Consider the following 25,845-nt stretch of genomic DNA (forward strand, 5'->3'; position numbering starts at 1 on the left):
CAAAGCGCGCAAAGCGAAGCAAGCAGACTCAACCGAAGCGGAAGAAGCTGACGCACCTGCCGAGCAAACCGACGATCTGAAAAAAGCCGCCGTGGCAGCTGCCATTGCACGTGCCAAAGCACGTAAAGCGAAGCAAGAAACGCAAACTGAGCCTGTTGAAGACGCAACTTCTGAAGAACCAGAAGTGGATCCGAAAAAAGCCGCGGTTGCCGCAGCAATTGCGCGCGCGAAGGCTCGTAAAGCGAAACAAGCAGACTCAACTGAAGCGGAAGAAGCTGAAGCACCTGCCGAGCAAACCGAAGATCCGAAAAAAGCCGCCGTGGCTGCTGCCATTGCACGTGCCAAAGCGCGTAAAACTAAGCAAGAAACGCAAACTGAGCCTGTTGAAGAAGCAACTTCTGAAGAACCAGAAGTGGATCCGAAAAAAGCCGCGGTTGCCGCAGCAATTGCGCGCGCGAAGGCCCGCAAAGCGCAACAAGAAGCTAATAAAAATAATACTGAGGAGAACGAGTAGTGTCGTTTTTTATTGCCAGTTCACCGCATACCCACAGTCGTCGTAGTACGCCAGACTTAATGAAATGGGTGGCACTTTGCGCACTTCCAGGTTTAGTAGCTCAAACCTACTTCTTTGGCTGGGGAACGCTTATTCAGCTGATTTTTGCCATCGCAGTCGCTGTATCACTTGAAGCCTTAGTTATGGTCTTCCGTAAACGTTCGCCGATGCGAGCACTACGTGATAACAGTGCGATCGTTACCGCTTGGTTATTAGCCGTTGCTATTCCACCATGGTCTCCGTGGTGGATTATGGTGATCGGACTTATTTTCGCGATCGTAATTGCTAAACACCTATATGGTGGCCTTGGTCAAAACTTATTCAATCCTGCCATGGTCGCTTATGTGGTCTTGTTAATCTCATTCCCAGTGCAAATGACGAGTTGGAGTGCCCCGACGTCACTCATACCTGATCACGTAAATTTTGCAGATACACTCTCTTTAATTTTTACGGGCTATGATTACGACGGCTTATCACTTCAGCAAGTTCGCTCAGGTGTTGACGGTGTGACAATGGCGACACCACTTGATGCATTTAAGACTGGCATTCTTACAGGTGCCACTCCAAGCGAAGTAATGTCGCAGCCGATATTTGATGGCTTAGGTGGTATTGGTTGGCAATGGGTAAACCTTGCTTACCTTCTTGGCGGCATAGTCATGATCAAAAAGCGTATCATCCAATGGTATATTCCAGCAGGTTTCCTTGCGAGTCTGACTCTGTTTAGCCTAGTGTTCACGTTGCTGACGCCAGGGGAAACTGCGTCGCCAATTTTACACTTGTTATCTGGTGCAACCATGCTTGGCGCATTCTTTATTGCAACCGATCCCGTTTCGGCGTCTACCACCGTCAAAGGACGTTTAATCTTCGGTGCGCTTATTGGTGCTTTGGTTTTTATCATTCGCAGTTGGGGCGGTTTCCCAGATGGTGTTGCATTTGCAGTGTTGCTTGCAAATATGTGTGTGCCACTGATCGATTACTACACCAAACCTAGAACTTACGGTCACTGAGGTAAACATGTTAACCGCTATTAGAAAAAATGGTCTGACACTCGCGATATTTGCATGTGCAACAACCGGATTAGTCGCCCTTACTCAGTACCTAACAAAAGACCAAATCAAGGTACAAGAGCAAAAACAATTACTTTCTGTTTTGAATCAAGTCATTCCAGAAAACATGCATGACAACGCACTCACGCAAGCTTGTACAATGGTCACGTCTCCAGATCTGGGGACATTACGTGCGATGCCAGCCTACCTCGCCACGAAGAATGGTGAACCAACAGCAATCGCAATAGAATCTATCGCGCCAGATGGCTACAATGGTGAGATAAAAGTGATTACTGGGATTGATAATCAGGGCAATATTTTGGGGACACGCGTCCTAAACCACCAAGAAACCCCTGGTCTGGGCGATAAAATCGATCTTCGTGTCACCGACTGGATCCTGAGCTTTACAGGAAAACAAGTCACGGAAAACAATTGGAATTCGTGGAAAGTTCGTAAAGATGGCGGCGATTTCGATCAATTTACTGGTGCAACGATCACGCCAAGAGCCGTCGTAAAAGTGGTGCGAAATACCGTTAACTACGTAAACCAATCTCGTGAAGACATTCTTAACCAGCCGTTAGGCTGTGAAGGAGAGCAGTAATGAATGAGAATAAATTACTGATGAAAAACGGTATGTGGAGTAACAACCCCGCTCTCGTACAACTGCTGGGCTTATGTCCACTGCTAGCGGTTTCTTCCACGATAACCAATGCATTAGGTCTTGGTATTGCAACCTTACTCGTGCTAGTTGGATCCAACGTAACAGTTTCTCTTATTCGTAACTATGTGCCAAAAGAGATCCGTATACCTGTATTCGTTATGATCATTGCCTCACTCGTTACCTGCGTTCAGTTGTTAATGAATGCCTATGCGTACGGTTTGTACCTGTCTCTAGGTATCTTTATTCCTCTGATTGTAACGAACTGCATTATTATTGGCCGAGCAGAAGCTTACGCGTCAAAAAATGATGTTGCACCCGCTGCGCTAGATGGTTTGTGGATGGGCCTTGGTATGACGAGCGTCTTGGTTGTTTTAGGTGCCATGCGCGAATTGATTGGTAATGGCACACTATTCGACGGAGCAGACCTTCTCCTAGGAGACTGGGCTTCAGCTCTACGGATTCAAGTTTTCCAATTTGACAATAGCTTCCTGTTAGCGCTTCTCCCACCTGGTGCATTTATCGGTGTTGGGCTGTTGATAGCGCTCAAAAATGTCATAGATAATTCAATTCAGGCACGTCAACCAAAAGAAGAAAAACCAACCATAGAACGTGCTCGCGTCACTAACGCATAACAAGATAAGGCTCTGTCATAGGAGCCTTTTTCATAAACCGCAGAGACGGTATTGGAAGTCAGCAATGAACAAAATAAAAAGAATCGAAATTCTTGAGCGATTACGAGAAAACAATCCGAATCCTCAAACTGAGCTTAACTGGAGCTCCCCTTTTGAGCTGCTAATCGCTGTATTACTATCAGCTCAAGCAACCGATGTAAGCGTCAATAAAGCCACCGACAAGCTTTTCCCTGTAGCGAATACACCTCAAAGCATTCTTGATTTGGGAGTCGATGGCTTAAAAGAATACATAAAGACCATCGGTTTGTTTAACTCAAAGGCAGAAAACACAATCAAGACTTGTAAGATCTTGTTGGAAAAACACAATGGTGAAGTTCCTGAAGATCGTGCCGCGTTAGAAGCGCTACCAGGTGTAGGTCGCAAGACCGCAAACGTCGTGCTCAACACCGCTTTTGGTTGGCCAACTATTGCCGTCGATACGCACATTTATCGCGTGTCGAATCGCACTAAATTTGCGATGGGAAAAACGGTTGATGATGTCGAGCAGAAGCTATTAAAAGTTGTGCCAAAAGAGTTCAAACTCGATGTGCACCACTGGCTCATTCTTCATGGTCGTTATACGTGCGTAGCAAGAAAGCCTCGCTGCGGTAGCTGTATTATCGAAGATTTGTGCGAATATAAAGAGAAAGTATACCCAGATAGCTAATGCTATTTGTAAATCAAAGCTAGGAGCAAAAAATGTCAAACGGTCGAATTCTCCACACTATGCTTCGCGTAGGTGATCTAGACAAATCCATCAAGTTTTACACTGAAGTTATGGGCATGCAGCTGCTTCGTACTAACGAAAATAAAGAGTACGAATACACGCTAGCGTTTCTTGGTTATGGTGACGAATCCCAAGGTGCAGTGATCGAACTGACTTACAACTGGGGTAAAACTGAGTATGACCTAGGTACTGCTTTTGGTCATATCGCCATTGGTGTTGATGATATCTACACAACTTGCGACGCTATCAAAGCGGCGGGCGGTAATGTGACGCGTGAGCCAGGTCCAGTAAAAGGCGGAAGCACGCACATTGCATTCGTAAAAGACCCAGATGGTTATATGATTGAGCTTATTCAAAACAAGCAAGCTTCATCAGGTCTTGAAGGCTAAGCGGCACTTCTAATAATCACTTGTACTGCAAGTTGAACTCCGATTACAGGCAGGTCTGCGATCTGCCTGTCCTTTTATAAACAAAACCCTTTACTTGATAATAGTTATCGTTTAGATTTATCCGCAACTTCGATATGCGGGATTACGATAATGATCAGTGAATGGGAAAAACACACACTTCTAGCCGATACGGCACTTCAACTAGATGACCCTGTTCGCAGCATTCTTCATTACCAGCAAGCCCTAAGCCTGAGTGAAGATATCAGCGAATGTGTGGAAATTGAGGCGGACGAGCGATTATTAATTTCTGTGATTTCTTGTCATAACTTAGCTCAGTTCTGGCGTTGGGCTGGAGATACTGACTATGAACTCAAATACCTTCAACTGGCCTCTGAGAAGGTCTTAACACTTATCCCACAATGCCCAAATAAAGAGTGTGCAAGCTTTATCGACTCGATAGGATGCTGTACTAAGGCGTTGATAGACTTTATGAAGCGTCACCCTAATCCGGCTATTGCCAAACAGGTTGAAAAAATCGATACCGCCACCAATTGCGAAGTCATTGCCAAATTCCGCTTAAACTAACATTCAAATTATACAGCAGGAATCACCGAAACGTGCTTGGCAAAATACCACTAAAATATTATTAACAACGTCAGTAAATCAAAAATGCCGAAGCTTTCAGCTTCGGCGTTTTTATATGCATCACACTTGGGTTCGCCCTAGAGATATCACGACTCGGCGGTTTTTGTCTTTTCCTATTGGCGAACCGTTATCTGCAATAGGACGACGCTTGCCGTACCCTTGCACTTGAATTCGATCTTCCGGTAGCCCTAGAGACTGAAAATAGTCACGAAGTGACTCTGCACGTCGCTCTGATAAACTTTGACTCGCACTTTTACCATCGGTTGAATCTGTGTACGTCGCCACCAGCACGAGATCGATATCTTGATTATGTCGGATATAATCTGCAATTTGTGATAAACGCTTTTTAGAAGCCTTGGTTAACTGATCACCTTGTCTTTCATAGTGCAAAATCGTAAAAGCAATGTCCTCAAAACTATATTTCAATAAGTTGGAAATACAGTCGCTAAACGCGTTGTACTTGTTTTGAAATAGTACTGATGACAATGCGACTTCAATTCTCTGATCTCGGCTCTGCCAATCTTGGTAACTAAAAGTCGGATAACGGCCTTTTTCCAGCTCAGACAAAATGCCCCATGCTGTTTGCCCTCCGACATAACCATCAAACTGTTTAAAAAACTTTAAGTTTGTAATTCGATCGGCGTGTTCACCTGGTCGCCAAGGTGGCGGCATAGAAATGAGACTGACGTTACGTGTTTCTCCCATCGGGCGACGCATTTTTAACTCAAAGTCTAAATTGATTTTTTTATTTGCACGAGATGAAAATACCGCATCTCCAAAGCTTGGAATGGGGTGTACAAGCTGACATTCTAATGGTGTATTGACCACCATTTCCCATTGAGATTGCTGTGGAGTTGCAGCATAACGTTTGCCCATCAAAGCGAAGCTGCTTGTGCTAAACAACGAAAATACAACACCACTGGTAATCAGCCATTTCTTCATCTAATACTGTCTCTTAAACGGCAGTCTGTTGCCGTCAATTTGCATCAATAAAACCACTTCAACCGGCATGCAAAAATCTCGCCAATATAGGGTTATCTGTCACACTGCCATTAATGTGAGCCACCGTGTTCCAATCACCTTAACCGCCACTTAGCGTTTTACTTCCTCATGTTTTATCGGTTTACATGATGCAAAGTATGGCGAATAAACGTCTACATAATATGCAATACAAACTTATTGATTGGATGCAAAATAGAATTCCGGTTTTCTCTTAAATTGCGGTTTTTCTCATCGGTATAATCTGCAATAATGCAGCCTTCGTCACACAAAAATAAGCCAACATGACACTAGAAAATGAAGCTCTAACCTTGAAAAAACGCTTTCGTGGTTATTTCCCTGTGGTAGTAGACGTTGAGACCGCTGGTTTCAATGCTCAAACTGATGCACTTTTAGAAATCTGTGCCGTTACGTTGAAAATGGACGAACATGGCGTGTTGCATCCGGCCTCCACCATTCATTTTCATGTGGAGCCATTTGAAGGCGCTAACTTAGAAAAAGAAGCGCTTGAATTCAATGGTATTCGTGACCCTTTCAGCCCTCTTCGTGGTGCTGTTTCTGAGCAAGAGGCGCTAAAGGAAATTTATAAGCTTATTCGCAAAGAACAAAAAGCCGCAGATTGCTCACGTGCAATTATGGTTGCTCATAACGCAGCATTCGACTTGGGTTTTGTAAATGCAGCAAATGAACGCTGTAAACTAAAAAGAGTCCCTTTTCATCCCTTTGCTACTTTTGATACGGCTACATTAAGTGGCCTTGCTTATGGCCAAACAGTTCTCGCTAAAGCATGCAAAACAGCCGGGATGGAATTTGATAACCGTGAAGCACACTCTGCGCTTTACGATACACAAAAAACAGCAGAATTATTCTGCGGTATTGTCAACAAATGGAAGGCCCTCGGCGGTTGGCCGCTTGTCGACGAAGAATAATAAGTAAACACAACATATTAGGAAAAGTATGAATCCTGTCGTTATATCAGTGTGCGTCATGCTCGTGTTAGCATTGATGCGCGTAAACGTGGTGGTTGCCCTCACGTTTAGTGCCATCGTAGGCGGCCTAGTCGCAGGCATGAGCCTTGGGGATACGGTTGCCGCATTTGAAAGTGGTCTAGGTGGCGGTGCAACTATCGCGCTAAGCTACGCCATGTTAGGTACTTTCGCTGTTGCCATCTCGAAATCAGGCATCACGGATCTACTGGCCAAAAGTGTTATCAAGCGCTTAAATGGTAAAGAAAACTCCGCTTCCACTACTGGCTTAAAGTACGCCGTGTTGGTGGCGTTAGTGCTTGTCACGATGTCATCTCAGAACGTAATTCCGGTCCATATCGCCTTTATTCCAATTTTGATTCCACCTCTTTTGGGCGTATTCGCGAAACTTAAGCTCGACCGACGTTTGGTCGCGTGTGTTCTTACCTTCGGTTTGATCACACCTTACATGATCTTACCTGTTGGTTTCGGCGGTATTTTCTTAAACAACATTCTATTAAAGAACCTACATGACAACGGTTTGGAAAACGTGGTTGCAAGCCAAGTCCCAACCGCCATGTTACTGCCAGGTGCAGGGATGCTGTTTGGTCTATTACTGGCTATCTTTGTGAGCTATCGTAAACCGCGTGTCTACAAAGAAACTGAGTTGACTGTCGTTGACGAAACCGATCACGTCATTAATAAAAAGCACATCTTAGTTGCGGCACTTGGTATTGTCGCTGCTTTGGGTGTTCAGCTTTACACGGGTTCAATGATTATCGGTGCTCTAGCTGGCTTTATGGTGTTTACTTTCGGCGGCGTTATTGCATGGAAAGAGACGCACGACGTGTTCACTAAAGGTGTACACATGATGGCAATGATTGGCTTCATCATGATCGCAGCGGCAGGTTTTGCAGCAGTAATGAAGCAAACTGGCGGTGTTGAAACACTAGTACAATCGCTATCAACCAGCATCGGTGACAATAAGCCTCTAGCTGCACTACTGATGCTGATCGTTGGCCTATTAGTAACAATGGGCATTGGTTCATCGTTCTCTACGATTCCAATCCTTGCAACTATCTATGTGCCTCTTGCGCTAGCATTCGGTTTCTCGCCGATGGCAACGATTGCACTGGTAGGTACTGCAGCGGCGTTAGGTGATGCAGGCTCTCCAGCTTCTGACTCTACATTAGGCCCTACATCTGGTCTAAATGCCGACGGTCAACATGAGCACATTTGGGAAACAGTCGTTCCAACCTTTATCCATTATAATATCCCTCTAATCATCTTTGGTTGGATTGCAGCAATGGTGCTTTAATACTATTGTTTGGATGGATATACATTAGTTACGAAAAAGCCGCTCAATGAGCGGCTTTTTGTTATTCATAACTGTGGTTATTGCGCTGGCATATTGTCAATAATACGCTCACGAATCAGCTTCAAGGTTGGTTCTGTCGACAGGTAATCGATGGCAATCGGAAAATAAGCGTCGTTAATTTTAAGAACCAAGCTAGGGTAAGAGTTCACACCTAGGCTCTTTGCAAGGCTCAATTGATCTTCGAACACACCCTCTAAGAAAGAGCCATCCATGTCATTCTTGAATTGCTGAACATTCAAGCCAATTTCTCTCGCTAGTTGCAAGTGAGTGGCTTCTTCATGAGGAGGCATCGCACGTAAGTAATACGCATGCTGAATCGCTTCTAGCATCTGCTCATAAGAGTCTTGAAAGCCCGCTGCAATAACCGCACGACAAGATTGGTAAGTGCTTCTAACTGGCGTACAAAGCTTCCAGAAATCGTAGTTAAACTTAGTGCCTAACTGGCGCTCAATCTGCTTCCAAATACCTTCGAGTTTTTGTTGCATCTCGGGCGGCATCGGTAAATTAGTATCTGGCGCAAGACCACCAACCACATACTCAAACTGAATCACTCCTGGCAGTTGCTGTTTTAGTTTATCCAGCGTTGGTTTGTAACCCCAACACCAACTGCACATTGGGTCATGCACGTAGTAAAGCTTTATGTTCATTCCACTAACCTAAAAAGAAAAAGGAGCCAGTACGGCTCCTTCGTATTCTATCGCTAAATGTGAGTATTTACGAATTACTCAGCTTGATCTTCAGCGCGCGCTGCTGCTTCTTTGATTAGAGGCTGCAGTTCACCTTTTTGGAACATTTCTAGAATAATGTCACAACCGCCGATAAGCTCACCTTCAACCCATAGTTGAGGGAAAGTTGGCCATTGCGCGTACTTTGGTAACTCAGCACGGATATCTGGGTTTTGCAGAATGTCTACGTAAGCGAACTTCTCACCACATGCCATTAGTGCCTGTGACGCTTGAGAAGAGAAACCACAGCTAGGTAGTTTCGGTGATCCTTTCATGTACAGCAGGATTGAGTTTTCAGAGATCTGCTGTTTGATTTTGTCGATAGTTTCCATCGCTTCCTCATTCATGGGTTTGAACTTTATTTATTTGCCACATTCTACTCAATAACGACAGAATAAAAACCATATAATTAATAAGGCTTAATTTTAGATTGCTCATTGGCGAGCAATGCAGCACTTCACCACTGCTAACCTCTTAAAATATTTTCATATCGGGGTTTTAATAAAGTAAAAACTTGCTAAAATACTTAGCAAGTCAGCCTTAAAGGCGACATAGCTATAAAAAAACACTGGAAGCAATCGAAAGGTCATCCTTTCAAATCAATGGAGAATCGAGTAATGGCATTTGAACTACCAGCTCTTCCTTACGCGAAAGACGCACTAGAACCACACATCTCAGCAGAGACTCTAGACTACCACCACGGTAAGCACCACAACACTTACGTTGTTAAGCTTAACGGTCTTATCCCTGGTACTGAGTTCGAAGGCAAAACTCTAGAAGAGATCATCAAGACTTCTACTGGTGGCGTATTCAACAACGCAGCGCAAATCTGGAACCACACGTTCTACTGGCACTGTCTTGCTCCAAATGCTGGCGGCGAGCCAACTGGCGCAGTTGCAGACGCAATCAACGCAGCATTCGGTTCTTTTGAAGAATTCAAAGCGAAGTTTACTGATTCAGCAATCAACAACTTCGGTTCTTCATGGACTTGGCTTGTTAAGAAAGCTGATGGCTCTCTAGAGATCGTTAACACTTCTAACGCTGCCACTCCTCTAACAGAAGAAGGTACAACACCACTTCTAACTGTTGACCTATGGGAACACGCGTACTACATCGATTACCGTAACGTACGTCCTGATTACATGAACGGCTTCTGGGCTCTAGTAAACTGGGACTTCGTAGCTGAGAACCTAGCGAAGTAATATACTTCCCCCTAAGTTCAATTTAGTCTTATTCAAAAGCTCGCTATTTAGCGGGCTTTTTTGTTTCGCCTTCCCTAGCACCTTTAAATAATTCCCTCTTTTACTAAAGTTCTTCTTATCCACGCCGTTAAAAGAGCATCGAGCGAGGAACATCATGCAAATTCATACTTTAGACAAAGCTGCAATTATCAACGAACTTCAGTTCGGTAATGGTATTAACCATGCCGTACACGACGGTCGTCGTGCGGATTTCTCGCTGATTCTGTCTATGTTCTCTAATGATGTTCGCGATGTAGTCCCGGTTGAAGAGGTCCAGGAAGTCATCACCAGTGACAGTATTCTTCGCCAACAATTGGGTTTATCGCAACCTCAAGCTCTTCGTTCTGATAGCAGCAGCTATGAACTCGCAGCTGAACAAGCGAAACAGTTTCACGATGCAGGATTGCCTTCCGCAAAGCTGAGCCATTACCTAAAACCAGATGCGCTGACTTACCTGCCTGAAGACACATTCAACCTACCAGAGGAGGTTTATCACAACCTATCTGGTCATGAGCGACGCAGATTGGGCGAACGCAACAAACAACTGATCCCAGATGCTGGGCTATATAATCAGCTAGTGACGGCTCAACGTCAGCATCAAATTCAAGCTAAAGCATAGAGATCCGCTTTTTATCCAATAGCTTGCAATACCTACACGTCAGAAATGTGACATCTTACAAATTACCGCACAATAGTCCTCACTCGAAAGCGTTAGTTTGAAGCCTTTCACACTGAACCCAACGAATTTCAACCATGCTATTAGCACAAACCACTGGTGTATTGTTTTTCACATATGGATACAGTGAAGGTGCTATGGATATCAAAGAATCAATTATTCTCGTCACGTCTGCAGGTTCGGTTATAGGAAGAACCTGTGCAAATCACTTTGCTCACCTTGGAGCAACGTTGATTCTTTGTGACCAAAATTCTAGCGCTTTGAGAGCGAGCTATGAGCAAATCAGCGCTTTCACTGACAAAGTGTATGCGATGAATGTGTGTAGTGATAACACAACGTCCATTAACTTATTGTTTGACCAGATAGAATCACAGCTACGTGCGACACCAGATGTGATTGTTAATTGCTGGACCTGCTCCCCTATGCCTGGCTTAATGGCGCCAGAACCAATGAGTACTTACATTGATCACTTGTCGTCTGCGGCACGCTTCCTTTATACCTACGGCCAAGTAGGAGCAGAGCGCTTTCGAGCCAGAAACAAGAAAGGCGTCATTGTTAACGTCATTTCTCATGACAACCATGAAGACTTTACGGGAGTTGAAAGCATGGCGGCGTTGGTGTCAGGTTTTACTCACAGCTGGGCAAAAGAACTCACACCATTCAACATTCGAGTGGGCGGCGTTATTCCCTCGGTAAATCATACAAAAGAAGAGCTCAACGAGAGGCACTGGGCTGAGATCCAAGACGAACTAGTCCGCAACACAGCATACATCGTCGCGAATGAATACTTCAGTGGCCGAGTAGTTGCGACCGAAGTGTAAGCATACACAGCAACTCTGTTTTCCCAAGCCAGATGTAACTCCTGCACCAAAATAAAAAAAGCCCCAGTCATTTGACTGGGGCTTTAACCTTTTCCCGATTAAGGTTTCGTGCTAGCGAAAACCTTGCTCACTCGATTTTTTAATTACGCGTCAGCTTTTTCTTTCTTTGCTTTAGGTGCTGCTTTTGCTGCTTCTTGGTCTGCTTTCTTCTTGATAACAGTTGTACCTTCGAAAGTTTCGCCTTCAACAAATGCTTTACCGTAGTAAGAAGCCATCAACACATCTTTAAGTTCGCTGATTAGAGGGTAACGTGGGTTCGCACCAGTACATTGGTCATCGAACGCTTCTACCGCTAGCTCATCCAGTTTCGCTACGAAATCTGATTCAGCAACACCTGCCGCTTGGATAGACATTGGGATGTCTAGGTTAACTTTTAGTTCATCCAACCATGCTAGTAGACGTTCAATCTTCTGAGCAGTACGGTCACCTTCTTGGCTTAGGCCAAGGTGGTCAGCAACTTCAGCGTAACGACGACGTGCTTGTGGACGGTCGTATTGAGAGAACGCAGTTTGTTTAGTTGGATTGTCGTTCGCGTTGTAACGTACCACGTTAGAGATAAGTAGTGCGTTAGCTAGGCCATGTGGCAAGTGGAACTCAGCACCCAGTTTGTGAGCCATTGAGTGACAAACACCTAGGAATGCGTTCGCAAATGCAACACCAGCGATAGTAGCTGCGTTGTGTACTTTCTCACGAGCGATTGGGTCATTTGCACCGTTCGCATAGCTTGATGGTAGGTACTCTTTTAGCATCTTAAGTGCTTGAAGAGCTTGGCCATCTGAGTATTCGTTAGCAAGAACAGAAACGTAAGCTTCTAGAGCGTGAGTTACGGCATCGTAACCACCAAATGCTGTTAGAGACTTAGGCATGTTCATTACTAGGTTCGCATCAACGATTGCCATGTTTGGCGTGATTTCGTAGTCAGCTAGTGGGTATTTCGCACCAGTCTTGTCGTCAGTAACAACCGCGAATGGAGTAACTTCTGAACCAGTACCTGAAGTTGTAGTGATACATACAAGCTCAGCTTTTTTACCCATTTTAGGGAACTTGTAGATACGTTTACGGATGTCCATAAAGCGCATTGCTAGTTCTTCAAAGTGAGTTTCTGGGTGCTCGTACATTACCCACATGATTTTCGCTGCATCCATTGGTGAACCACCGCCTAGCGCTAGGATAACGTCAGGTTGGTAGCTAGCCATTTGAGCCGCACCTTTTTCTACTACAGACAGTGTTGGGTCAGCTTCAACATCGAAGAATGTTTGAACTTCCATGCCTTGAGCTTTTAGTAGGCTTACTACGTCATCTGCGTAACCGTTGTTGAATAGGAAACGGTCAGTTACTAGGAATGCACGTTTCTTACCTTCTAGGTCGCCCAGTGCGATTGGAAGGCTACCACGACGGAAGTAGATTGACTTAGGTAGTTTATGCCACAACATGTTTTCAGCTCGCTTCGCTACAGTTTTCTTGTTGATTAGGTGTTTAGGACCTACGTTCTCAGAGATAGAGTTACCACCCCAAGAACCACAACCTAGCGTTAGAGATGGCGCAACGTTGAAGTTGTACAAGTCACCGATACCGCCGTGAGTAGTCGGGATGTTGATTAGGATACGAGCTGTCTTCATCTTGTCACCGAAGTAACGGATACGGTCAGCGTTAGTATCTTGGTTAGTGTAAAGACCAGATGTGTGGCCGATACCACCAATCTCAACCATAGTTACCGCTTGAGCAACCGCGTCTTCGAAGTTGTCAGCACGGAATAGACCTAGAGTTGGAGATAGTTTCTCGTGAGCGAATGCGTCATCGTGAGATACTTTGCCCAGACCTTCACCAACAAGAACTTTAGTGTCTGCTGGAACTTTAACGCCTGCCATTTCAGCGATTGCTGCTGCTGGCTGACCTACGATTTTCGCGTTTAGCGCGCCATCGATAAGAAGCACTTTACGAACTTTATCAGCTTCTGCTTTGCTTAGGACATAAGCTTTGTGAGAAGCAAAACGCTCTTTCACTTCGTCGTATACTTCGTCAACTACGATTGCAGCCTGCTCAGAAGCACATACTACACCGTTGTCGAAAGTCTTAGACATAAGGATAGAAGCAACAGCACGTTTGATGTCTGCTGTTTCATCGATAACAACCGGAACGTTACCTGCACCTACACCGATTGCTGGCTTACCAGAAGAGTAAGCGGCTTTAACCATGCCTGGACCACCAGTTGCAAGGATAAGAGCGATGTCATCGTGTTTCATTAGAGCGTTTGAAAGCTCAACAGAAGGCTGGTCGATCCAACCGATGATGTCTTTTGGTGCGCCTGCTGCTACTGCTGCATCTAGAACGAGTTTAGCTGCATCGTTAGTTGAGTTTTTCGCACGTGGATGTGGTGAGAAGATGATACCGTTACGAGTCTTCAAAGAGATTAGAGATTTGAAGATCGCTGTAGAAGTTGGGTTAGTCGTTGGTACGATACCGCAGATGATGCCTACAGGCTCAGCGATAGTCATAGTACCTAGGTTGTCATCTTCTTCTAAGATGCCACACGTTTGTTCGTCTTTGTATTTGTTGTAGATAAACTCAGAAGCGAAGTGGTTCTTGATTACTTTATCTTCAACAATACCCATACCAGATTCTTCTACCGCTTGTTGAGCTAGCGGGATACGGGCCTGGTTAGCTGCAAGCGATGCTGCACGAAAGATTTTATCTACTTGCTCTTGAGAGTAAGTAGCGAACTCTTCTTGCGCTTTCTTAACGCGAGCAACCATTGCATCTAGTTCAGCCATATTAGTTACAGGCATAGGGAATCTCCTAAAATTAACAAATATTAAAAACTTTTTACTAAGGCTATTACTTATCGTTTTTACTGTTTATCAGTCACTTAGAAAACAAACGTCTTAGTAAATTGCTTTCAGGACTGAGTATAATATTTCAGAGTGTGAAAAAAATTGACTTGGATCAGTTCTCACCACCTAAATACTACCAAAGTGGTGCCTCATAACACCAAAATGACATAAATCATTGATAAACAAATAAATTAACTTTCATTTTTTATTGAGTAAAAAAGAAGCAAATGGACAAATAAATAAAAGAAACTACAACAACCTGTAAAAAAGTTTCATTTTTGACCAACAAAATTACATGTAGGACCAATTCTTTGTGCTACTGAGAGTATATCGAACCGAATACATCTCTCTACAAACCACCTTGGTTTTTATCAAAAATGTGCGAATGTTAACGTTTATGTAAAACAGTGCAATTTATCAGCAACTTTATACGTAACATTTCCTTTCCAGATTAGATACAGTTTATTAAAGAATTAGTTTTTCTCACTTAAATGGCAGGGAATGCGTTAGTTTTTTTCATTTCTTACAACCTAACTTTTGCCTTACATTACGCCCAAATTACCCCTTCTCCTTTTCACTAATGTGAACTTTGATGAGTAAGCAACATGCAAACTTTTGAACTTGCTATCTTCTTGCAGTTTTTTCTCGGTTTGGTCGCCGCAGTAAACCCTGTTGGTATCATGCCTGTGTTTGTGTCACTAACCGGGCATATGACACCAGACGAAAAGCGCAATACGGCAACAACAGCAAATGTGGCTGTTGCGATCATCCTGATCATTTCGCTTTTTGCTGGTCAGTTACTGTTAGACATGTTCAGTATTTCTCTGGATTCGTTTCGTGTCGCTGGCGGGTTGCTATTACTTAGCATCGCATTCTCGATGATGAGCGGTAAACTGGGGGAAGATAAGCAGAACAAACAAGAGAAAACGGAATACGTCAGTCGTGAACAGATTGGTGTGGTCCCTCTTGCAATGCCTTTAATGGCAGGGCCTGGTGCAATCAGTTCGACTATTGTTTATGGTGCACGCTACCCAAGCATGTTCGATACCGTGGGCATTAGTATTACGATTGGTTTGTTCTGCCTTTGTTCATGGCTATTGTTCCGCTCTGCCCCATTGATCGTACGATTTTTAGGTCAAACTGGAATCAACGTCATTACTCGTATCATGGGTTTGATATTGGGCGCGCTTGGCATAGAGTTCATTGCGAATGGCTTACGCAACTTATTTCCAGGATTAGCCTGAGTTTCTATAAAATTGTATGATAGAGCGATTCAACAATGGATCGCTTTGTCATGACGACTGACTCTCTTAAACATACTCTATATGTCACCATTTTTGGTACTCATACCAAAGCTGGTAAAACGTTCGATATTGCTCTCATTATCGCGATCATCAGCTCGTTAATCGTACTGGTGTTAGATTCGATACCCTCCGTTCGTGCCGAGTGGGAAAAAGAGCTGAAGTTTATTGAATACACATTTACTGGCCTATTCACGATTGAATACCTTCTAAGGCTTTATTGCTCCCCCAAACCTGCCGCCTACGCAAAGAGTTTTTATGGTGTCGTCGATTTACTTGCGATTTTGCCCACTTATTTAGCACTCTTCTTCCCATCCGCTTCGTTTATGGGTGTGATCAGGGCGCTGCGAGTGATGCGAATATTCCGCATACTCAAGTTAGTCCGATACCTCCAAGAGTCCAATATCCTCTTACGTTCACTGCTTATGGCGCGCAGAAAGATTTTTATCTTCTTTAGTTCCGTCGCCATTATGGTAACGATTTTCGGCTCGTTGATTTTTATCATTGAAGGACCTGAAAACGGATTTACTAGCATTCCTAAAAGTATTTATTGGGCGATCGTGACCATCACAACGGTTGGGTATGGTGACTTGGTCCCCCAAACAGACCTAGGTAAAGGGCTTGCATCACTCACCATGTTACTGGGTTATTCCATTTTGGCGGTACCTACAGGTATTTTCACTGCCGAACTGCACCAAGAGATGCAATCGCACAAAGTATTGGTGAAATGCCCAAACTGCTCCCACGCAGGGCACGACTCTGACGCAATTTACTGTAAACATTGTGGTAGTGAACTGGCCGATCCAGACAAAAGAGTCGTTCGAACGGAAGACGACGCATGAAAAAAGAGCTCCCTAAGGAGCTCTTTTATTTTGTCATCAAATAAAGGATTGATGTGATTATGCTTTCTCAGACAGAATAATTCGCAGAGTACGACGCAATGGCTCCGCAGCACCCCAAAGCAGTTGGTCACCAACAGTGAAAGCATTTAGGAAATCATCACCCATTGCCATCTTACGTAGACGACCCACTGGTACAGACATTGTGCCCGTAACTTTTGCCGGCGTTAGCTCTTGAGCAGTGATGTCACGGTCGTTAGGAATCACTTTCACCCAATCGTTATGAGTGGCGATGATTTCTTCGATTTCGTCCATTGGTACATTTTGTTTAAGCTTGATAGTAAGTGCTTGAGAGTGACAACGCATCGCGCCAATACGCACACAGGTACCGTCAATTGGGACAGGTGAACTTTGAGAGCCCAAAATTTTATTCGCCTCGGCGCCCGCTTTCCACTCTTCTTTACTCTGACCATTATCGCGCTTCACATCGATCCATGGGATCAACGAACCAGCTAGTGGCACACCGAATTTATCGGTAGGGAAAGAGCCGCTGCGCATTGTATCCGCGACTTTCTTATCGATATCTAGGATAGAGCTTGATGGGTTTGCAAGTTCAGAGCTAACAGAGTCATTGATAACGCCCATTTGCGAGATCAATTCACGCATATTTTGCGCACCAGCACCAGATGCGGCTTGGTAAGTCATTGCGCTTGTCCACTCAACAAGGCCTTTCTCAAATAGACCACCTAGCCCCATTAGCATTAAACTAACCGTACAGTTACCACCGACAAATGTGTTCGTGCCACCGTGGATGCCTTGTTGGATTTGCTTTAAGTTCACTGGATCAAGTGTGATGATCGAATCTTCAGCCATACGTAGCGTAGAGGCCGCGTCAATCCAGTAGCCTTTCCAACCAGCCTGACGAAGTGCAGGGAAAACTTTTTCTGTGTAGCTACCACCTTGACAGGTGATTACCGCATCAAGCTGTTTTAAGCTTTCAATATCATACGCGTCTTGCAGTAAGCCTGCGTCTTTTCCTAAGTTAGGAGCAGGAATACCAACTTGAGAAGTACTGTAGAATACTGGTTCGATTAGGTCGAAGTCTTTCTCTTCAACCATACGCTGCATAAGGACTGAACCAACCATACCGCGCCAACCAACTAAACCAACTCTCATCGTATTAACTCTCCATGTATTAAAAAACCTACCCCATAGTTAATTTTTCACAGCAAAATCTCAACCCCTATTTTGTAAATAAGCGCGTTTTTTAACCTTTTCCTCTGAAAAACCGGGTTACACGAGATTTTTTAGTGTTTGGTTTGCGGTTTTAACCATTTTTCAAGTAGGGAAAGCACTTTAGTCCCCTAATTGGTCTTACCACTCAATGAGAAAATAACACATGAAGCACAATAATTTCACATTACACAACATTTAAAACCAAAAAAGTTAAAACAAACCAACAGTTAATTTCACAAGCAAACGTTTTTACCGACGAACATCAAGATAAAACACCAAATGTTCGAAATATAATTTTTGTTAATGTATGTTATGCGCGATTACAACAAGGAGCGCCTTCCTCTATTGCTCCAAGATTGACAGAGGCACATATGAAGCAAGTTACACCACGCCTACCAAGCTTGATACAGGTATTTATCTCGCTCGGTTTATTTCTCCTGCTGGCATTTTCGTTCACAGCCAAGCTAGACCTACCGATTCAGCTAGCGCTATACATCGGTTGGTTCATTGTCATGATATTGGGCATAAAGCTTGGCCATCAGTATAAAGATCTGGAAAAAGCAGCACTAAATGGCATTTCCAATGGACTTGGAGCCGTTTTAATCCTTTTGGCCGTTGGCGCGCTTGTAGGTACTTGGATCTCTGGTGGTATTGTTCCAACCATTATTTACTACGGCCTTAAAGCAATCCACCCTTCCATCTTTTTGCTCGCGACCATGATCATCTGTTCATTGACTGCGCTAGCGACTGGCACATCTTGGGGTGCGGCTGGCACGGCAGGTATTGCAATGATGGGTATCGGTCAAGGTCTTGGTGTTCCTGCGCCAATCACTGCAGGTGCCGTACTTTCAGGCTGTTACTTTGGTGACAAAATGTCGCCTCTATCGGATTCAGTAATCCTTGCTTCATCTATGTCTAACGTTGAAGTGATGGAACATATTAAAGGCATGTTGCCGATAGCACTCATTAGCTACATTATTACAGGCATTATGTTTACTGCATTTGGCTTCCACTACGCAGGTCAAGTTGACATGAGCCAGGTAGACTCTGTCATTAAAGCGATGGAACAGCAGTTCTACATCACCCCTTACTCATTTGTTCCTGTGATCATCGTATTGTCACTTCTAGCGATGCGTATGCCTTCATTCCCAGTGATCAGTTTTGGTTCTCTGCTAGGTATTATTTGGGCAGTGATGATCCAAGATGTCGATTTCCTAACCGCGTTCAACACGGCTTGGGCTCCGTTTGCAATCTCATCTGGCGTAGATTTCATTGACTCAATCCTTAACCGTGGCGGCATGTCTTCAATGCTTGGGTCGGTAGCGGTTATCGTATTCGGCCTTGGTTTTGGCGGTCTACTAGATAAAGTAGGCGTGCTAGAGACTATCGCGAAGCTGTTTGAAAAACGCGTTCAAAGTGCAGGTTCATTGGCAACAAGCACAATTGGTACGGCCTTTATGGGCAACGTATTTGGTTCAGCGATGTACGTTTCACTTATTCTGACCCCAAAAATCTGTGCGAAGAACTATGACCGTCTAGGCTACAAACGTAAGAATTTGTCTCGTAACGCAGAATTTGGCGGCACGCTAACCTCAGGTATGGTCCCTTGGAGTGACAACGGTATCTACATGGCCAGTATTTTGGGTGTTGCTACACTGTCTTATGCCCCGTTTATGTGGCTGAGTTTTGTATGTATCATCGTAACGATCTTCACTTCTTACATGGGTTGGTTTGTTGATAAGTGTGAACCAACAGCAGAAGCAGTTGAAGAAGCTGAAGGCGAATTGAAGCAGCAAACCGCTTAACTTCGTAGAGATAGGAAGAACCTCCCTTCCGAATTCAATACTAAAAAAGAGCGCTTTAAAGCGCTCTTTTTTTTATTTCCAAAACAAATCGTTAGCTTTGTTTTACTGGCGTTTTTACGGCTGCACGCTTCCCAAACCAATAGCCCAAGCCAAGCGGTGCAAAGAATATAACGGCAATGAACAGAATAAAGTAGATGATGGTACTTTTGACAAGTTCAATCAGCTTAGTCATTGCGAGATTCACAACCTCTTGCGACACTCGATCCATATCTTGAGCAAACTTCTCGCGCTCATGGGTAATGATCTGTGCGATTTCTTGACGTTCTCTGGCAACCATCAGCTCTATAGCTTGGCGTTCTTCACCCAACTGAGATAAACGCGCCTCCGTCCTTTGATCGATATCGTCAACCAAAGGTTGTAACTCCAGCGCCATTTGTTCTGCCAAATAACGCATGTACTCTGGGTTGTTATCGATAAAATCCCTCATCGAATCAGCGGTAACTTGCAAACTATTGAGCGCCGCATTGACTTTTTCGATACTGGCAGAGCTATTCAAGGCCAACAACTGCGCTTTCCACGTCATAATTTTTGGTGTCTGTTCTGATACCAGACTTAGACGATCAGAGACATCCCCAAGTGCTTCTGGCATCGTGCCTAGCGTTGTAACGGCTTCCTCTTCGCTAATTTGGTTTGCATCTCCACGGTAAGCCGGAGTCCTAATCATGCTTAAATCAGCGAATGGATGCTGCTTGGCGAACTCTGCAACAAACGTTTGTGTCTTGATGTATGCTTCTTTCTTCAATAAAGATTGAGCCAGTTTATCTACCTCTTTCGCTAAATAAACGGAAACTAACTTGGCCTCATCAGACGCAAAGAGCTCATTACCAGAAGCGGTAGTAAAAAACTGTTCCATTTGTAGCGTGAAAGTCCATGTATCAATCAGTGCAGCCATTGGGGACACTTGGTATGCAGAAGCTTGGATGCCTTCTTCAGCATTTATCTTCCAAAGTAAAATATAAGATTGATGAACTTTATCATGAGGCTCATATTGTTCGTGTAGTGCGTCTGCTGCTTGCTCAACCTGAGCAAAAAACTGCTGCGCATACTCACGAGTCAAAAGACGCATATTGAGCTCTTGTTTGGTAAGAGGGACGGTTTGACTCTCGATCTTGACTTCGAGCAGGGAGCACCCTGAAAGCATCATAACCAGCCCTATCAACATCATTGAAGACATTCGGCGAACGGACATGAAAACACCTTTAACAAATTGTATAGAACAGGAATAAAGCGAACTAAGTCATATAGTTCGAGCCTTTATTACCTCAACTCTTATGACATTAAGTCAGAGCAATATCAATCTGTTAGCGCTTCTGTTATCTTTTTACTATTGAGAACATTATTAGCAAAAAGTATGGTTTGTTTTAGGACATCATCTAAACATGCCAACTTCTCTTCCGGCACTTTTTGCCCTTGTTTAATCAACAGTTCAATATCACCCGAAATACAGTGCAATGGCATTGCACCTAAACTCCCTGAGACCCCTTTAAGACTGTGTGCGGCTCTTTGCGCTTGCTCTTTATCCTCTTCTAACAGCTGATACATTTTAGTGCCATCGCCAGAGTGATCCTGAATAAAGACCTCCAGTAACATCCGCACAGCGCCCTCGTCACCAGACAGAGAATCTAACATTTTATTGATATCTATGTACGGCTCACGTTCCACTACTTCCACTTGTGATGAATTCACCTCATTACAACTTTCTTCGTTCATTTGGACGTTTTGAAACTTTTCTGACTGAGCTGAGGGAACAGCGTTAGCTCCATTTTCATCATCGCCAACTTGCTCTGACTTTTTATCATCGGTTCTGGGTAGTGGTATCGGTTGAATCGTTTTTGGGGAGAAGGCTCCCCATGAAATGAGGAAAAGGAGCAAACCACTGATTACAGACAACCAAACAATAAAAGTCATTAGCTTCTGTTCCAACTGATCATTTATCGAAGTTAACTGGTTCGGGAAATCTGGATTAAGCAGGTGATTGGATAAATAACTGCCCTGTGCCTGAGCAGATAGTGCGCTTGAGGTTTGAGCAAGCTGGCGCTGAAGAGCGCTTCGCTCTTCGGGAGAGAGCGTCTCTGATTCAATAAAAAGTCGGTCTAAGTCACGGTAAGTATCGCTATTCGTTGCAGAGTCACTAAAGACAGACTCAAAAACAAGCGCACCTAAGCGATAGTACATTGCCTGAATTTGCTCAGAGTTTTCTGTTCGAGCACGGCTGCTTCGTAACTGTTCTGCTAACGAAACCAATTCACTGTCACTTCTTACAAAAGCTCGAGCACTTTCTAAAAATCGGTCGGTCGTATAAAGTAATTGAGTGATGTCTGGTGTGATTTTCCCTTCAGAAAACTCACTTTCAAGCTGTAAGCGAACTGCATAAGCCAACTGAAGTTTCAGTGAAATTTGGTCGACGTGTTTAACACGGTAAGGCAGATCGAAGTTAAAAAAGTGCCTGACTTCTTCAACTTTACTTCCTAACTCATTTACAGTCGAAATCGTTTGAATCGTTTGTTTGGCTTGCAGCCAAATGCCAAGTGCTAAAACACACCACAAAACGAACCAGAACCAAACAAACCGCCGTATTCCTTCTTTTAGCTTCAGCAACACTTGCCCCTCGCATATCTCCATTAATTACAAGCATATACTATGGATGTTTCTTATTCACATAAAAAAAGAGAGCCGTTTGCTCTCTTTATTTAACGATATGATTTTAATTGCGACTTAACTGATCTTTTAGATTTGGAGGCGTCCCTTTAATCGTTAAGGTATCCGTCTCTGGATCATAAAAAATACGCTCGCCAAGTAAGAGACTATCGAAGCTAATATTCAAACCACCACCAGCTCCAACAAATTTAGTCAGTTTGCGAACCGTCGCACGATCACCTGGGAAAGACTCTTCAAGTTCGTACCCTTGCTCTTTGGTGAAATCCATAAAGCTCGTGCCATCTTGGCTTTGAGGAAGCTCTCCGGAAAGCTCTGAGATTTGAACTTCATCACCGGATTTAATTTGCTCATTGCAGTAGTCGTAAACTTGTTTCTTGTACTCGTTCACTTCTTGCTTTTCTAGCTTCGAGTCAGCACAAAAATCATCCACCGCCTGCATCAACACTAAGTTTTGTTGTTTAGTATCTAAGCCAATATCCGCTTGCAGAAAATCTAGGAAGAAGTCCGCCACTTTACGGCCAACGCGTCCTTTAATGTATTGTAGATAACGATTGGATTCCTTGTCGGTCTCGTAGCTCGACAGGTCGATGCGTGCGGCAATATCCATTTTGGTGATATCTAAGTAATCTGTCGCACTGATGTCCAAACCTTCGGTCACTTTTAAACTTTGATTCATTGGTAGGATACCGATGAACAAGTAGTCCGTTGCTAAACTCTGATACTCTGCGAAAACCAAGATACCTTCATCCGCAAATGGGTACTTAATCAACTCTTCTTTCAAGCGATTTGCACTAATTTGTGAGAAGTCGTAAAAATCTCGCTCTCCTTTGCGCATTTCTTGAAGCCAAAATTGAAATTCGCTGTCTGACTGGAAAGCGCCAAAACCTTTACCAGCTTTAGAATGGAATACTCGGTGAAGCTCAGCGACTAAGTTTTCTGTAGATGCATCGTTCTCTAATGATGCTGGACGAAAGTTTACAACCAGCTCGTCCTGATCGTTTTTGCACAGTTGATGCAGAATAACGTTTGAAAGATGAAGACTCATAGTGATTTTATCTTGCTACAAGGTTTTAGTTGATGGGCATTGTAGGTTATCATAAGCCGCTTTTACTATCATTATTAGAGTCTTTATGCCGATTACATCTAAATATACTGACGAGCAAGTAGAAAAAATTCTTGCTGAAGTAGCAACAGTTCTTGAAAAACACGCTGCTTCTCCTGAGTTGACGCTAATGATTGCCGGAAATATCGCAACCAATGTCTTAAATCAACGTGTTGCTGCTTCACAACGCAAAGCGATTGCTGAAAAATTTGCTCAGGCGCTGATGTCTTCTTTAGAAACACCAAAAACACACTAATCACGGACAATAGAACACATACATGGTAGACAGCGGAAACTCATACGGCGAACGTGTATCTCGACTAGTTGGTTGGGGTCACTGGTTTGCATTCTTCAATATCGTTGCGTCGATGTTGATAGGCACACGCTACATTGTTCAGTCTCCTTGGCCCGAGACGTTACTTGGTCAGTTTTATCTGGCGGTTTCTTGGGTTGGTCACTTTGGCTTTCTAGTTTTCGCACTTTACTTGCTTGTTCTATTCCCGTTGACGTTTATCCTGCCATCGCGGAAATTGTTCCGTTTGGTGGCAGTGATTTTCGCAACCGTTGGGCAAACCATATTATTAATTGATACCCAAGCGTATCAGTCGATCAATTTGCACTTAACTCCCGTTGTCTGGGAGTTACTATTCAGCGAAGACAAAAGTGCACTCAGCACTGACCTACAACATTTATTTGTTGTGATGCCGCTGATCTTCCTTATTCAACTCGCACTATCCGAATGGGTATGGCGAAAACAGCGCAAACTATCTCATAAGCACGTAGGACGCCCTCTCGCGGCCGTCTTTTTCCTCAGCTTTATGACCAGCCATTTGGTTTACATTTGGGCAGATGCGTATTTTTACAACCCAATTACTAGCCAGCGTTCAAACTTCCCGTTGTCTTACCCGATGACGGCGAAGAGTTTTATGGAAAAACATGGTCTACTTGACCGTGAGGAATACCTAAAACGTTTAGCAGAAAACGAAGGCAACGTAGAGTTAGTCAACTACCCTCTTGAAAAGCTTGAGTTTAACCGCCGAGTTAATAAGCTCAATGTGTTGATGATCAGCATAAACAATTTACGAGCGGATGCGCTTAACCAAGAAGAGATGCCTAACCTCTATGAGTTTGCTGAAAACAATCAGAACTTCCGTAATCATTACAGCTCAAGTAATGATACATACGGGGCCTTTGGTTTGTTCTATGGCTTACCGACCAGTTATGCATCAAGCATCAAGGCGCAAGGTGCGTCCCCAGTATTGCTCGATGTACTGAAAGATCAGGGCTACAACTTTGGTTTATTCAGTGGCAGTGGGTTTGAAGATGATCTCTACTCAGAAATTATTTTCCGCGACTTGAACTTAGCGGAAGACCTAGATGGCACGCAAGCTCATACCGATAAACAATCTATCGCAAACTGGAATACATGGTTAGCAGAGAAAGCAAGTCAGCCATGGTTTAGTTACATCGAAGTCACCACCGTTGATAATTTTGAATCGATTCCTTCAAATAATGACGAAGAAATGCCCGCAAGTGAGCGATTCAAAAAAGCTTATGAATATGCAGTGAAGTCGGCGGATAGAACTATCGCCGGTATTATTGATGAACTAGAAACGACGGGACAACTGACAAACACCATCGTAATCATCACTTCTAATCACGGTAGTGAATTTAACGAAACCAATACGAACAGCTGGGGAGCAAACAGCAACTACAGCCGTTATCAATTACAAGTTCCGATGGTGATCCATTGGCCTGGAATGCTGGCTGGCGAATTTAATCACAGCACAAGTCACTTGGACCTCTCAGTTACACTGTTGCAAGATATGCTCGGCGTATCTTCCAACCCATATGATTACAGTAGTGGTCGCAACCTATTCGATGAAAGCCGTCGTCGCTGGATCTTGGCGGGCGATACTCGCGAGCTTGCCTTAATTACTAGCTCACAAACCACAGTGATCGATAAGTTTGGCAACTACAAGCTGTATGACAAAAACTACAAACGACTTCGAGATGATGCACCGAAGTTGCCAGTTTTGATGCAAGGTTTAACTGAGTTACAGCGTTTTTATTCTAAAAACGATTAATACCTAGCAATCCATATACTATTCAAACTCCCCTTTTGGGGGGAGTTTTTGTTTATTTAAACAACACAAACCATAAATTTGCGCAGTAAACATCCAATCAGTTCAACTAGGGGTTTACAACATTTTCAAAGCCTTATATTATGCGCCTCAACAACGGAGAGATGGCTGAGTGGTTGAAAGCACCGGTCTTGAAAACCGGCATACGTTAATAGCGTATCTAGGGTTCAAATCCCTATCTCTCCGCCACTTTTAGAAAAAGCCCGCTAAGAAATTAGCGGGCTTTTTCGCATCTCCAGACTTAAAAGATTTGTACAAATCACTTATCACTTCTTGAACGCAACTAAGCACTCCGCCACACTCTGAAAGAAC

At 43.8% G+C, this 25,845-nt stretch carries 24 protein-coding genes, 1 tRNA gene and 1 pseudogene; 18 read left to right on the plus strand and 8 right to left on the minus strand.

Features of this window, described 5'->3' with window-relative positions; translation table 11 throughout:
* The 7 genes and pseudogenes from R7Z10_RS10130 to R7Z10_RS10160 form a co-directional block, all read left to right on the plus strand.
* A pseudogene (locus R7Z10_RS10130) lies at nucleotides 1-514 on the plus strand (electron transport complex subunit RsxC); the annotation flags it as partial.
* Complete coding sequence (gene rsxD, locus R7Z10_RS10135) at nucleotides 514-1,560, plus strand: electron transport complex subunit RsxD (protein ID WP_047103462.1); 1,047 nt, start codon at nucleotides 514-516, stop codon at nucleotides 1,558-1,560. The pseudogene R7Z10_RS10130 and the gene rsxD, both read left to right, overlap by 1 nt.
* 7 nt (nucleotides 1,561-1,567) lie before the next feature.
* A complete protein-coding gene (gene rsxG, locus R7Z10_RS10140) occupies nucleotides 1,568-2,200 on the plus strand; it encodes an electron transport complex subunit RsxG (protein WP_047103464.1) in 633 nt (210 codons plus the stop codon).
* On the plus strand, nucleotides 2,200-2,892 hold the full coding sequence (locus tag R7Z10_RS10145) for an electron transport complex subunit E (RefSeq protein ID WP_005380745.1): 693 nt from the start codon (nucleotides 2,200-2,202) through the stop codon (nucleotides 2,890-2,892). The genes rsxG and R7Z10_RS10145 overlap by 1 nt, the downstream gene beginning before the upstream one ends.
* Before the next feature lie 64 nt (nucleotides 2,893-2,956).
* Nucleotides 2,957-3,598: an endonuclease III gene (nth, locus tag R7Z10_RS10150; protein WP_005380743.1), complete on the plus strand. Its 642-nt coding sequence runs from the start codon at nucleotides 2,957-2,959 to the stop codon at nucleotides 3,596-3,598.
* 32 nt (nucleotides 3,599-3,630) lie between these two features.
* Nucleotides 3,631-4,047 (plus strand): lactoylglutathione lyase, encoded by a 417-nt coding sequence (gene gloA / locus R7Z10_RS10155; protein WP_017635317.1) that lies wholly within the window; start codon nucleotides 3,631-3,633, stop codon nucleotides 4,045-4,047.
* Nucleotides 4,048-4,197: 150 nt separating this feature from the next.
* The gene (locus tag R7Z10_RS10160) at nucleotides 4,198-4,632 is read left to right on the plus strand and encodes a DUF2753 domain-containing protein (protein ID WP_005384886.1); all 435 of its coding nucleotides are present in this window, start codon (nucleotides 4,198-4,200) and stop codon (nucleotides 4,630-4,632) included.
* 120 nt (nucleotides 4,633-4,752) lie between these two features.
* On the opposite strand, the gene R7Z10_RS10165 is transcribed toward R7Z10_RS10160, so the two are convergent.
* Nucleotides 4,753-5,634, minus strand: a complete 882-nt coding sequence (locus R7Z10_RS10165; protein ID WP_005384887.1) for an OmpA family protein — start codon at nucleotides 5,632-5,634, stop codon at nucleotides 4,753-4,755.
* A 341-nt stretch (nucleotides 5,635-5,975) separates the two neighbouring features.
* On the opposite strand from R7Z10_RS10165, the gene rnt reads away from it, so the two are divergent.
* Nucleotides 5,976-6,620: a ribonuclease T gene (gene rnt / locus R7Z10_RS10170; protein WP_005384888.1), complete on the plus strand. Its 645-nt coding sequence runs from the start codon at nucleotides 5,976-5,978 to the stop codon at nucleotides 6,618-6,620.
* A 28-nt stretch (nucleotides 6,621-6,648) separates the two neighbouring features.
* Nucleotides 6,649-7,974, plus strand: a complete 1,326-nt coding sequence (locus tag R7Z10_RS10175) for a Na+/H+ antiporter family protein (protein WP_017821192.1) — start codon at nucleotides 6,649-6,651, stop codon at nucleotides 7,972-7,974.
* A 77-nt stretch (nucleotides 7,975-8,051) separates the two neighbouring features.
* On the opposite strand, the gene R7Z10_RS10180 is transcribed toward R7Z10_RS10175, so the two are convergent.
* Together R7Z10_RS10180 and R7Z10_RS10185 are read right to left on the minus strand one after the other, a co-directional pair.
* A complete protein-coding gene (locus tag R7Z10_RS10180) occupies nucleotides 8,052-8,681 on the minus strand; it encodes a DsbA family protein (protein ID WP_005384890.1) in 630 nt (209 codons plus the stop codon).
* 74 nt (nucleotides 8,682-8,755) lie between these two features.
* Nucleotides 8,756-9,091: a Grx4 family monothiol glutaredoxin gene (locus tag R7Z10_RS10185; RefSeq protein ID WP_017635833.1), complete on the minus strand. Its 336-nt coding sequence runs from the start codon at nucleotides 9,089-9,091 to the stop codon at nucleotides 8,756-8,758.
* Between the two features lie 285 nt (nucleotides 9,092-9,376).
* On the opposite strand from R7Z10_RS10185, the gene sodB reads away from it, so the two are divergent.
* The 3 genes from sodB to R7Z10_RS10200 all read left to right on the plus strand — a co-directional run bounded on the left by sodB (nucleotide 9,377) and on the right by R7Z10_RS10200 (nucleotide 11,497).
* Nucleotides 9,377-9,961, plus strand: coding sequence for a superoxide dismutase [Fe] (gene sodB, locus R7Z10_RS10190; RefSeq protein WP_005396533.1), 585 nt, complete (start codon nucleotides 9,377-9,379; stop codon nucleotides 9,959-9,961).
* Nucleotides 9,962-10,115: 154 nt separating this feature from the next.
* Complete coding sequence (locus R7Z10_RS10195; RefSeq protein WP_005380733.1) at nucleotides 10,116-10,619, plus strand: VC2046/SO_2500 family protein; 504 nt, start codon at nucleotides 10,116-10,118, stop codon at nucleotides 10,617-10,619.
* Between the two features lie 134 nt (nucleotides 10,620-10,753).
* Nucleotides 10,754-11,497, plus strand: coding sequence for an SDR family oxidoreductase (locus R7Z10_RS10200; protein WP_318071724.1), 744 nt, complete (start codon nucleotides 10,754-10,756; stop codon nucleotides 11,495-11,497).
* A gap of 143 nt (nucleotides 11,498-11,640) precedes the next feature.
* On the opposite strand, the gene adhE is transcribed toward R7Z10_RS10200, so the two are convergent.
* A complete protein-coding gene (adhE, locus tag R7Z10_RS10205; RefSeq protein WP_005380731.1) occupies nucleotides 11,641-14,343 on the minus strand; it encodes a bifunctional acetaldehyde-CoA/alcohol dehydrogenase in 2,703 nt (900 codons plus the stop codon).
* Nucleotides 14,344-14,993: 650 nt separating this feature from the next.
* Here adhE and R7Z10_RS10210 point away from each other — a divergent pair.
* Together R7Z10_RS10210 and R7Z10_RS10215 are read left to right on the plus strand one after the other, a co-directional pair.
* Entirely contained in the window at nucleotides 14,994-15,632 is a 639-nt protein-coding gene (locus tag R7Z10_RS10210) for a YchE family NAAT transporter (RefSeq protein WP_005380729.1), read from the plus strand.
* A 35-nt stretch (nucleotides 15,633-15,667) separates the two neighbouring features.
* Nucleotides 15,668-16,531: an ion transporter gene (locus tag R7Z10_RS10215; protein WP_005380728.1), complete on the plus strand. Its 864-nt coding sequence runs from the start codon at nucleotides 15,668-15,670 to the stop codon at nucleotides 16,529-16,531.
* A gap of 57 nt (nucleotides 16,532-16,588) precedes the next feature.
* Here R7Z10_RS10215 and asd read toward each other — a convergent pair whose 3' ends face one another.
* Nucleotides 16,589-17,704 carry an aspartate-semialdehyde dehydrogenase gene (gene asd / locus R7Z10_RS10220; protein ID WP_005380727.1) on the minus strand — a complete coding sequence of 372 codons (1,116 nt, stop codon included), beginning with the start codon at nucleotides 17,702-17,704 and terminating at the stop codon, nucleotides 16,589-16,591.
* Between the two features lie 431 nt (nucleotides 17,705-18,135).
* Here asd and nhaC point away from each other — a divergent pair, with 431 nt between their 5' ends.
* Nucleotides 18,136-19,569: a Na+/H+ antiporter NhaC gene (gene nhaC / locus R7Z10_RS10225; RefSeq protein ID WP_005380726.1), complete on the plus strand. Its 1,434-nt coding sequence runs from the start codon at nucleotides 18,136-18,138 to the stop codon at nucleotides 19,567-19,569.
* A gap of 91 nt (nucleotides 19,570-19,660) precedes the next feature.
* On the opposite strand, the gene R7Z10_RS10230 is transcribed toward nhaC, so the two are convergent.
* The 3 genes from R7Z10_RS10230 to yejK all read right to left on the minus strand — a co-directional run bounded on the left by R7Z10_RS10230 (nucleotide 19,661) and on the right by yejK (nucleotide 23,332).
* A complete protein-coding gene (locus tag R7Z10_RS10230) occupies nucleotides 19,661-20,818 on the minus strand; it encodes a chemotaxis protein (protein ID WP_318104795.1) in 1,158 nt (385 codons plus the stop codon).
* A 104-nt stretch (nucleotides 20,819-20,922) separates the two neighbouring features.
* Nucleotides 20,923-22,251: an Hpt domain-containing protein gene (locus tag R7Z10_RS10235; RefSeq protein ID WP_258495594.1), complete on the minus strand. Its 1,329-nt coding sequence runs from the start codon at nucleotides 22,249-22,251 to the stop codon at nucleotides 20,923-20,925.
* Nucleotides 22,252-22,333: 82 nt separating this feature from the next.
* Nucleotides 22,334-23,332 carry a nucleoid-associated protein YejK gene (yejK, locus tag R7Z10_RS10240; RefSeq protein ID WP_005380723.1) on the minus strand — a complete coding sequence of 333 codons (999 nt, stop codon included), beginning with the start codon at nucleotides 23,330-23,332 and terminating at the stop codon, nucleotides 22,334-22,336.
* Between the two features lie 85 nt (nucleotides 23,333-23,417).
* Here yejK and R7Z10_RS10245 point away from each other — a divergent pair, with 85 nt between their 5' ends.
* The 3 genes from R7Z10_RS10245 to R7Z10_RS10255 all read left to right on the plus strand — a co-directional run bounded on the left by R7Z10_RS10245 (nucleotide 23,418) and on the right by R7Z10_RS10255 (nucleotide 25,722).
* Nucleotides 23,418-23,645 (plus strand): YejL family protein, encoded by a 228-nt coding sequence (locus R7Z10_RS10245; RefSeq protein ID WP_005380722.1) that lies wholly within the window; start codon nucleotides 23,418-23,420, stop codon nucleotides 23,643-23,645.
* A 22-nt stretch (nucleotides 23,646-23,667) separates the two neighbouring features.
* A complete protein-coding gene (locus R7Z10_RS10250) occupies nucleotides 23,668-25,476 on the plus strand; it encodes a DUF3413 domain-containing protein (RefSeq protein ID WP_005380721.1) in 1,809 nt (602 codons plus the stop codon).
* A gap of 155 nt (nucleotides 25,477-25,631) precedes the next feature.
* Nucleotides 25,632-25,722 (plus strand) — tRNA-Ser (locus R7Z10_RS10255).
* Nucleotides 25,723-25,845: the final 123 nt, after the last annotated feature.

It is taken from the genome of Vibrio sp. Vb1018 (assembly GCF_033338775.1).
Lineage (GTDB): Bacteria > Pseudomonadota > Gammaproteobacteria > Enterobacterales > Vibrionaceae > Vibrio > Vibrio alginolyticus.

What these genes read in the sequence shown, in the direction of transcription:
- R7Z10_RS10175 (WP_017821192.1), top strand. Translation starts at nt 6,649, where the DNA reads ATGAATCCTGTCGTTATATCAGTGTGCGTCATGCTCGTGTTAGCATTG.
- R7Z10_RS10230 (WP_318104795.1), bottom strand. Translation starts at nt 20,818, where the DNA reads ATGTCCGTTCGCCGAATGTCTTCAATGATGTTGATAGGGCTGGTTATG.
- R7Z10_RS10200 (WP_318071724.1), top strand. Translation starts at nt 10,754, where the DNA reads ATGCTATTAGCACAAACCACTGGTGTATTGTTTTTCACATATGGATAC.
- rnt (WP_005384888.1), top strand. Translation starts at nt 5,976, where the DNA reads ATGACACTAGAAAATGAAGCTCTAACCTTGAAAAAACGCTTTCGTGGT.
- R7Z10_RS10245 (WP_005380722.1), top strand. Translation starts at nt 23,418, where the DNA reads ATGCCGATTACATCTAAATATACTGACGAGCAAGTAGAAAAAATTCTT.
- R7Z10_RS10145 (WP_005380745.1), top strand. Translation starts at nt 2,200, where the DNA reads ATGAATGAGAATAAATTACTGATGAAAAACGGTATGTGGAGTAACAAC.
- nth (WP_005380743.1), top strand. Translation starts at nt 2,957, where the DNA reads ATGAACAAAATAAAAAGAATCGAAATTCTTGAGCGATTACGAGAAAAC.
- gloA (WP_017635317.1), top strand. Translation starts at nt 3,631, where the DNA reads ATGTCAAACGGTCGAATTCTCCACACTATGCTTCGCGTAGGTGATCTA.
- asd (WP_005380727.1), bottom strand. Translation starts at nt 17,704, where the DNA reads ATGAGAGTTGGTTTAGTTGGTTGGCGCGGTATGGTTGGTTCAGTCCTT.
- sodB (WP_005396533.1), top strand. Translation starts at nt 9,377, where the DNA reads ATGGCATTTGAACTACCAGCTCTTCCTTACGCGAAAGACGCACTAGAA.
- R7Z10_RS10195 (WP_005380733.1), top strand. Translation starts at nt 10,116, where the DNA reads ATGCAAATTCATACTTTAGACAAAGCTGCAATTATCAACGAACTTCAG.
- R7Z10_RS10210 (WP_005380729.1), top strand. Translation starts at nt 14,994, where the DNA reads ATGCAAACTTTTGAACTTGCTATCTTCTTGCAGTTTTTTCTCGGTTTG.
- R7Z10_RS10180 (WP_005384890.1), bottom strand. Translation starts at nt 8,681, where the DNA reads ATGAACATAAAGCTTTACTACGTGCATGACCCAATGTGCAGTTGGTGT.
- nhaC (WP_005380726.1), top strand. Translation starts at nt 18,136, where the DNA reads ATGAAGCAAGTTACACCACGCCTACCAAGCTTGATACAGGTATTTATC.
- adhE (WP_005380731.1), bottom strand. Translation starts at nt 14,343, where the DNA reads ATGCCTGTAACTAATATGGCTGAACTAGATGCAATGGTTGCTCGCGTT.
- R7Z10_RS10235 (WP_258495594.1), bottom strand. Translation starts at nt 22,251, where the DNA reads ATGGAGATATGCGAGGGGCAAGTGTTGCTGAAGCTAAAAGAAGGAATA.
- R7Z10_RS10160 (WP_005384886.1), top strand. Translation starts at nt 4,198, where the DNA reads ATGATCAGTGAATGGGAAAAACACACACTTCTAGCCGATACGGCACTT.
- R7Z10_RS10165 (WP_005384887.1), bottom strand. Translation starts at nt 5,634, where the DNA reads ATGAAGAAATGGCTGATTACCAGTGGTGTTGTATTTTCGTTGTTTAGC.
- R7Z10_RS10215 (WP_005380728.1), top strand. Translation starts at nt 15,668, where the DNA reads ATGGATCGCTTTGTCATGACGACTGACTCTCTTAAACATACTCTATAT.
- R7Z10_RS10250 (WP_005380721.1), top strand. Translation starts at nt 23,668, where the DNA reads ATGGTAGACAGCGGAAACTCATACGGCGAACGTGTATCTCGACTAGTT.
- R7Z10_RS10185 (WP_017635833.1), bottom strand. Translation starts at nt 9,091, where the DNA reads ATGGAAACTATCGACAAAATCAAACAGCAGATCTCTGAAAACTCAATC.
- yejK (WP_005380723.1), bottom strand. Translation starts at nt 23,332, where the DNA reads ATGAGTCTTCATCTTTCAAACGTTATTCTGCATCAACTGTGCAAAAAC.
- rsxG (WP_047103464.1), top strand. Translation starts at nt 1,568, where the DNA reads ATGTTAACCGCTATTAGAAAAAATGGTCTGACACTCGCGATATTTGCA.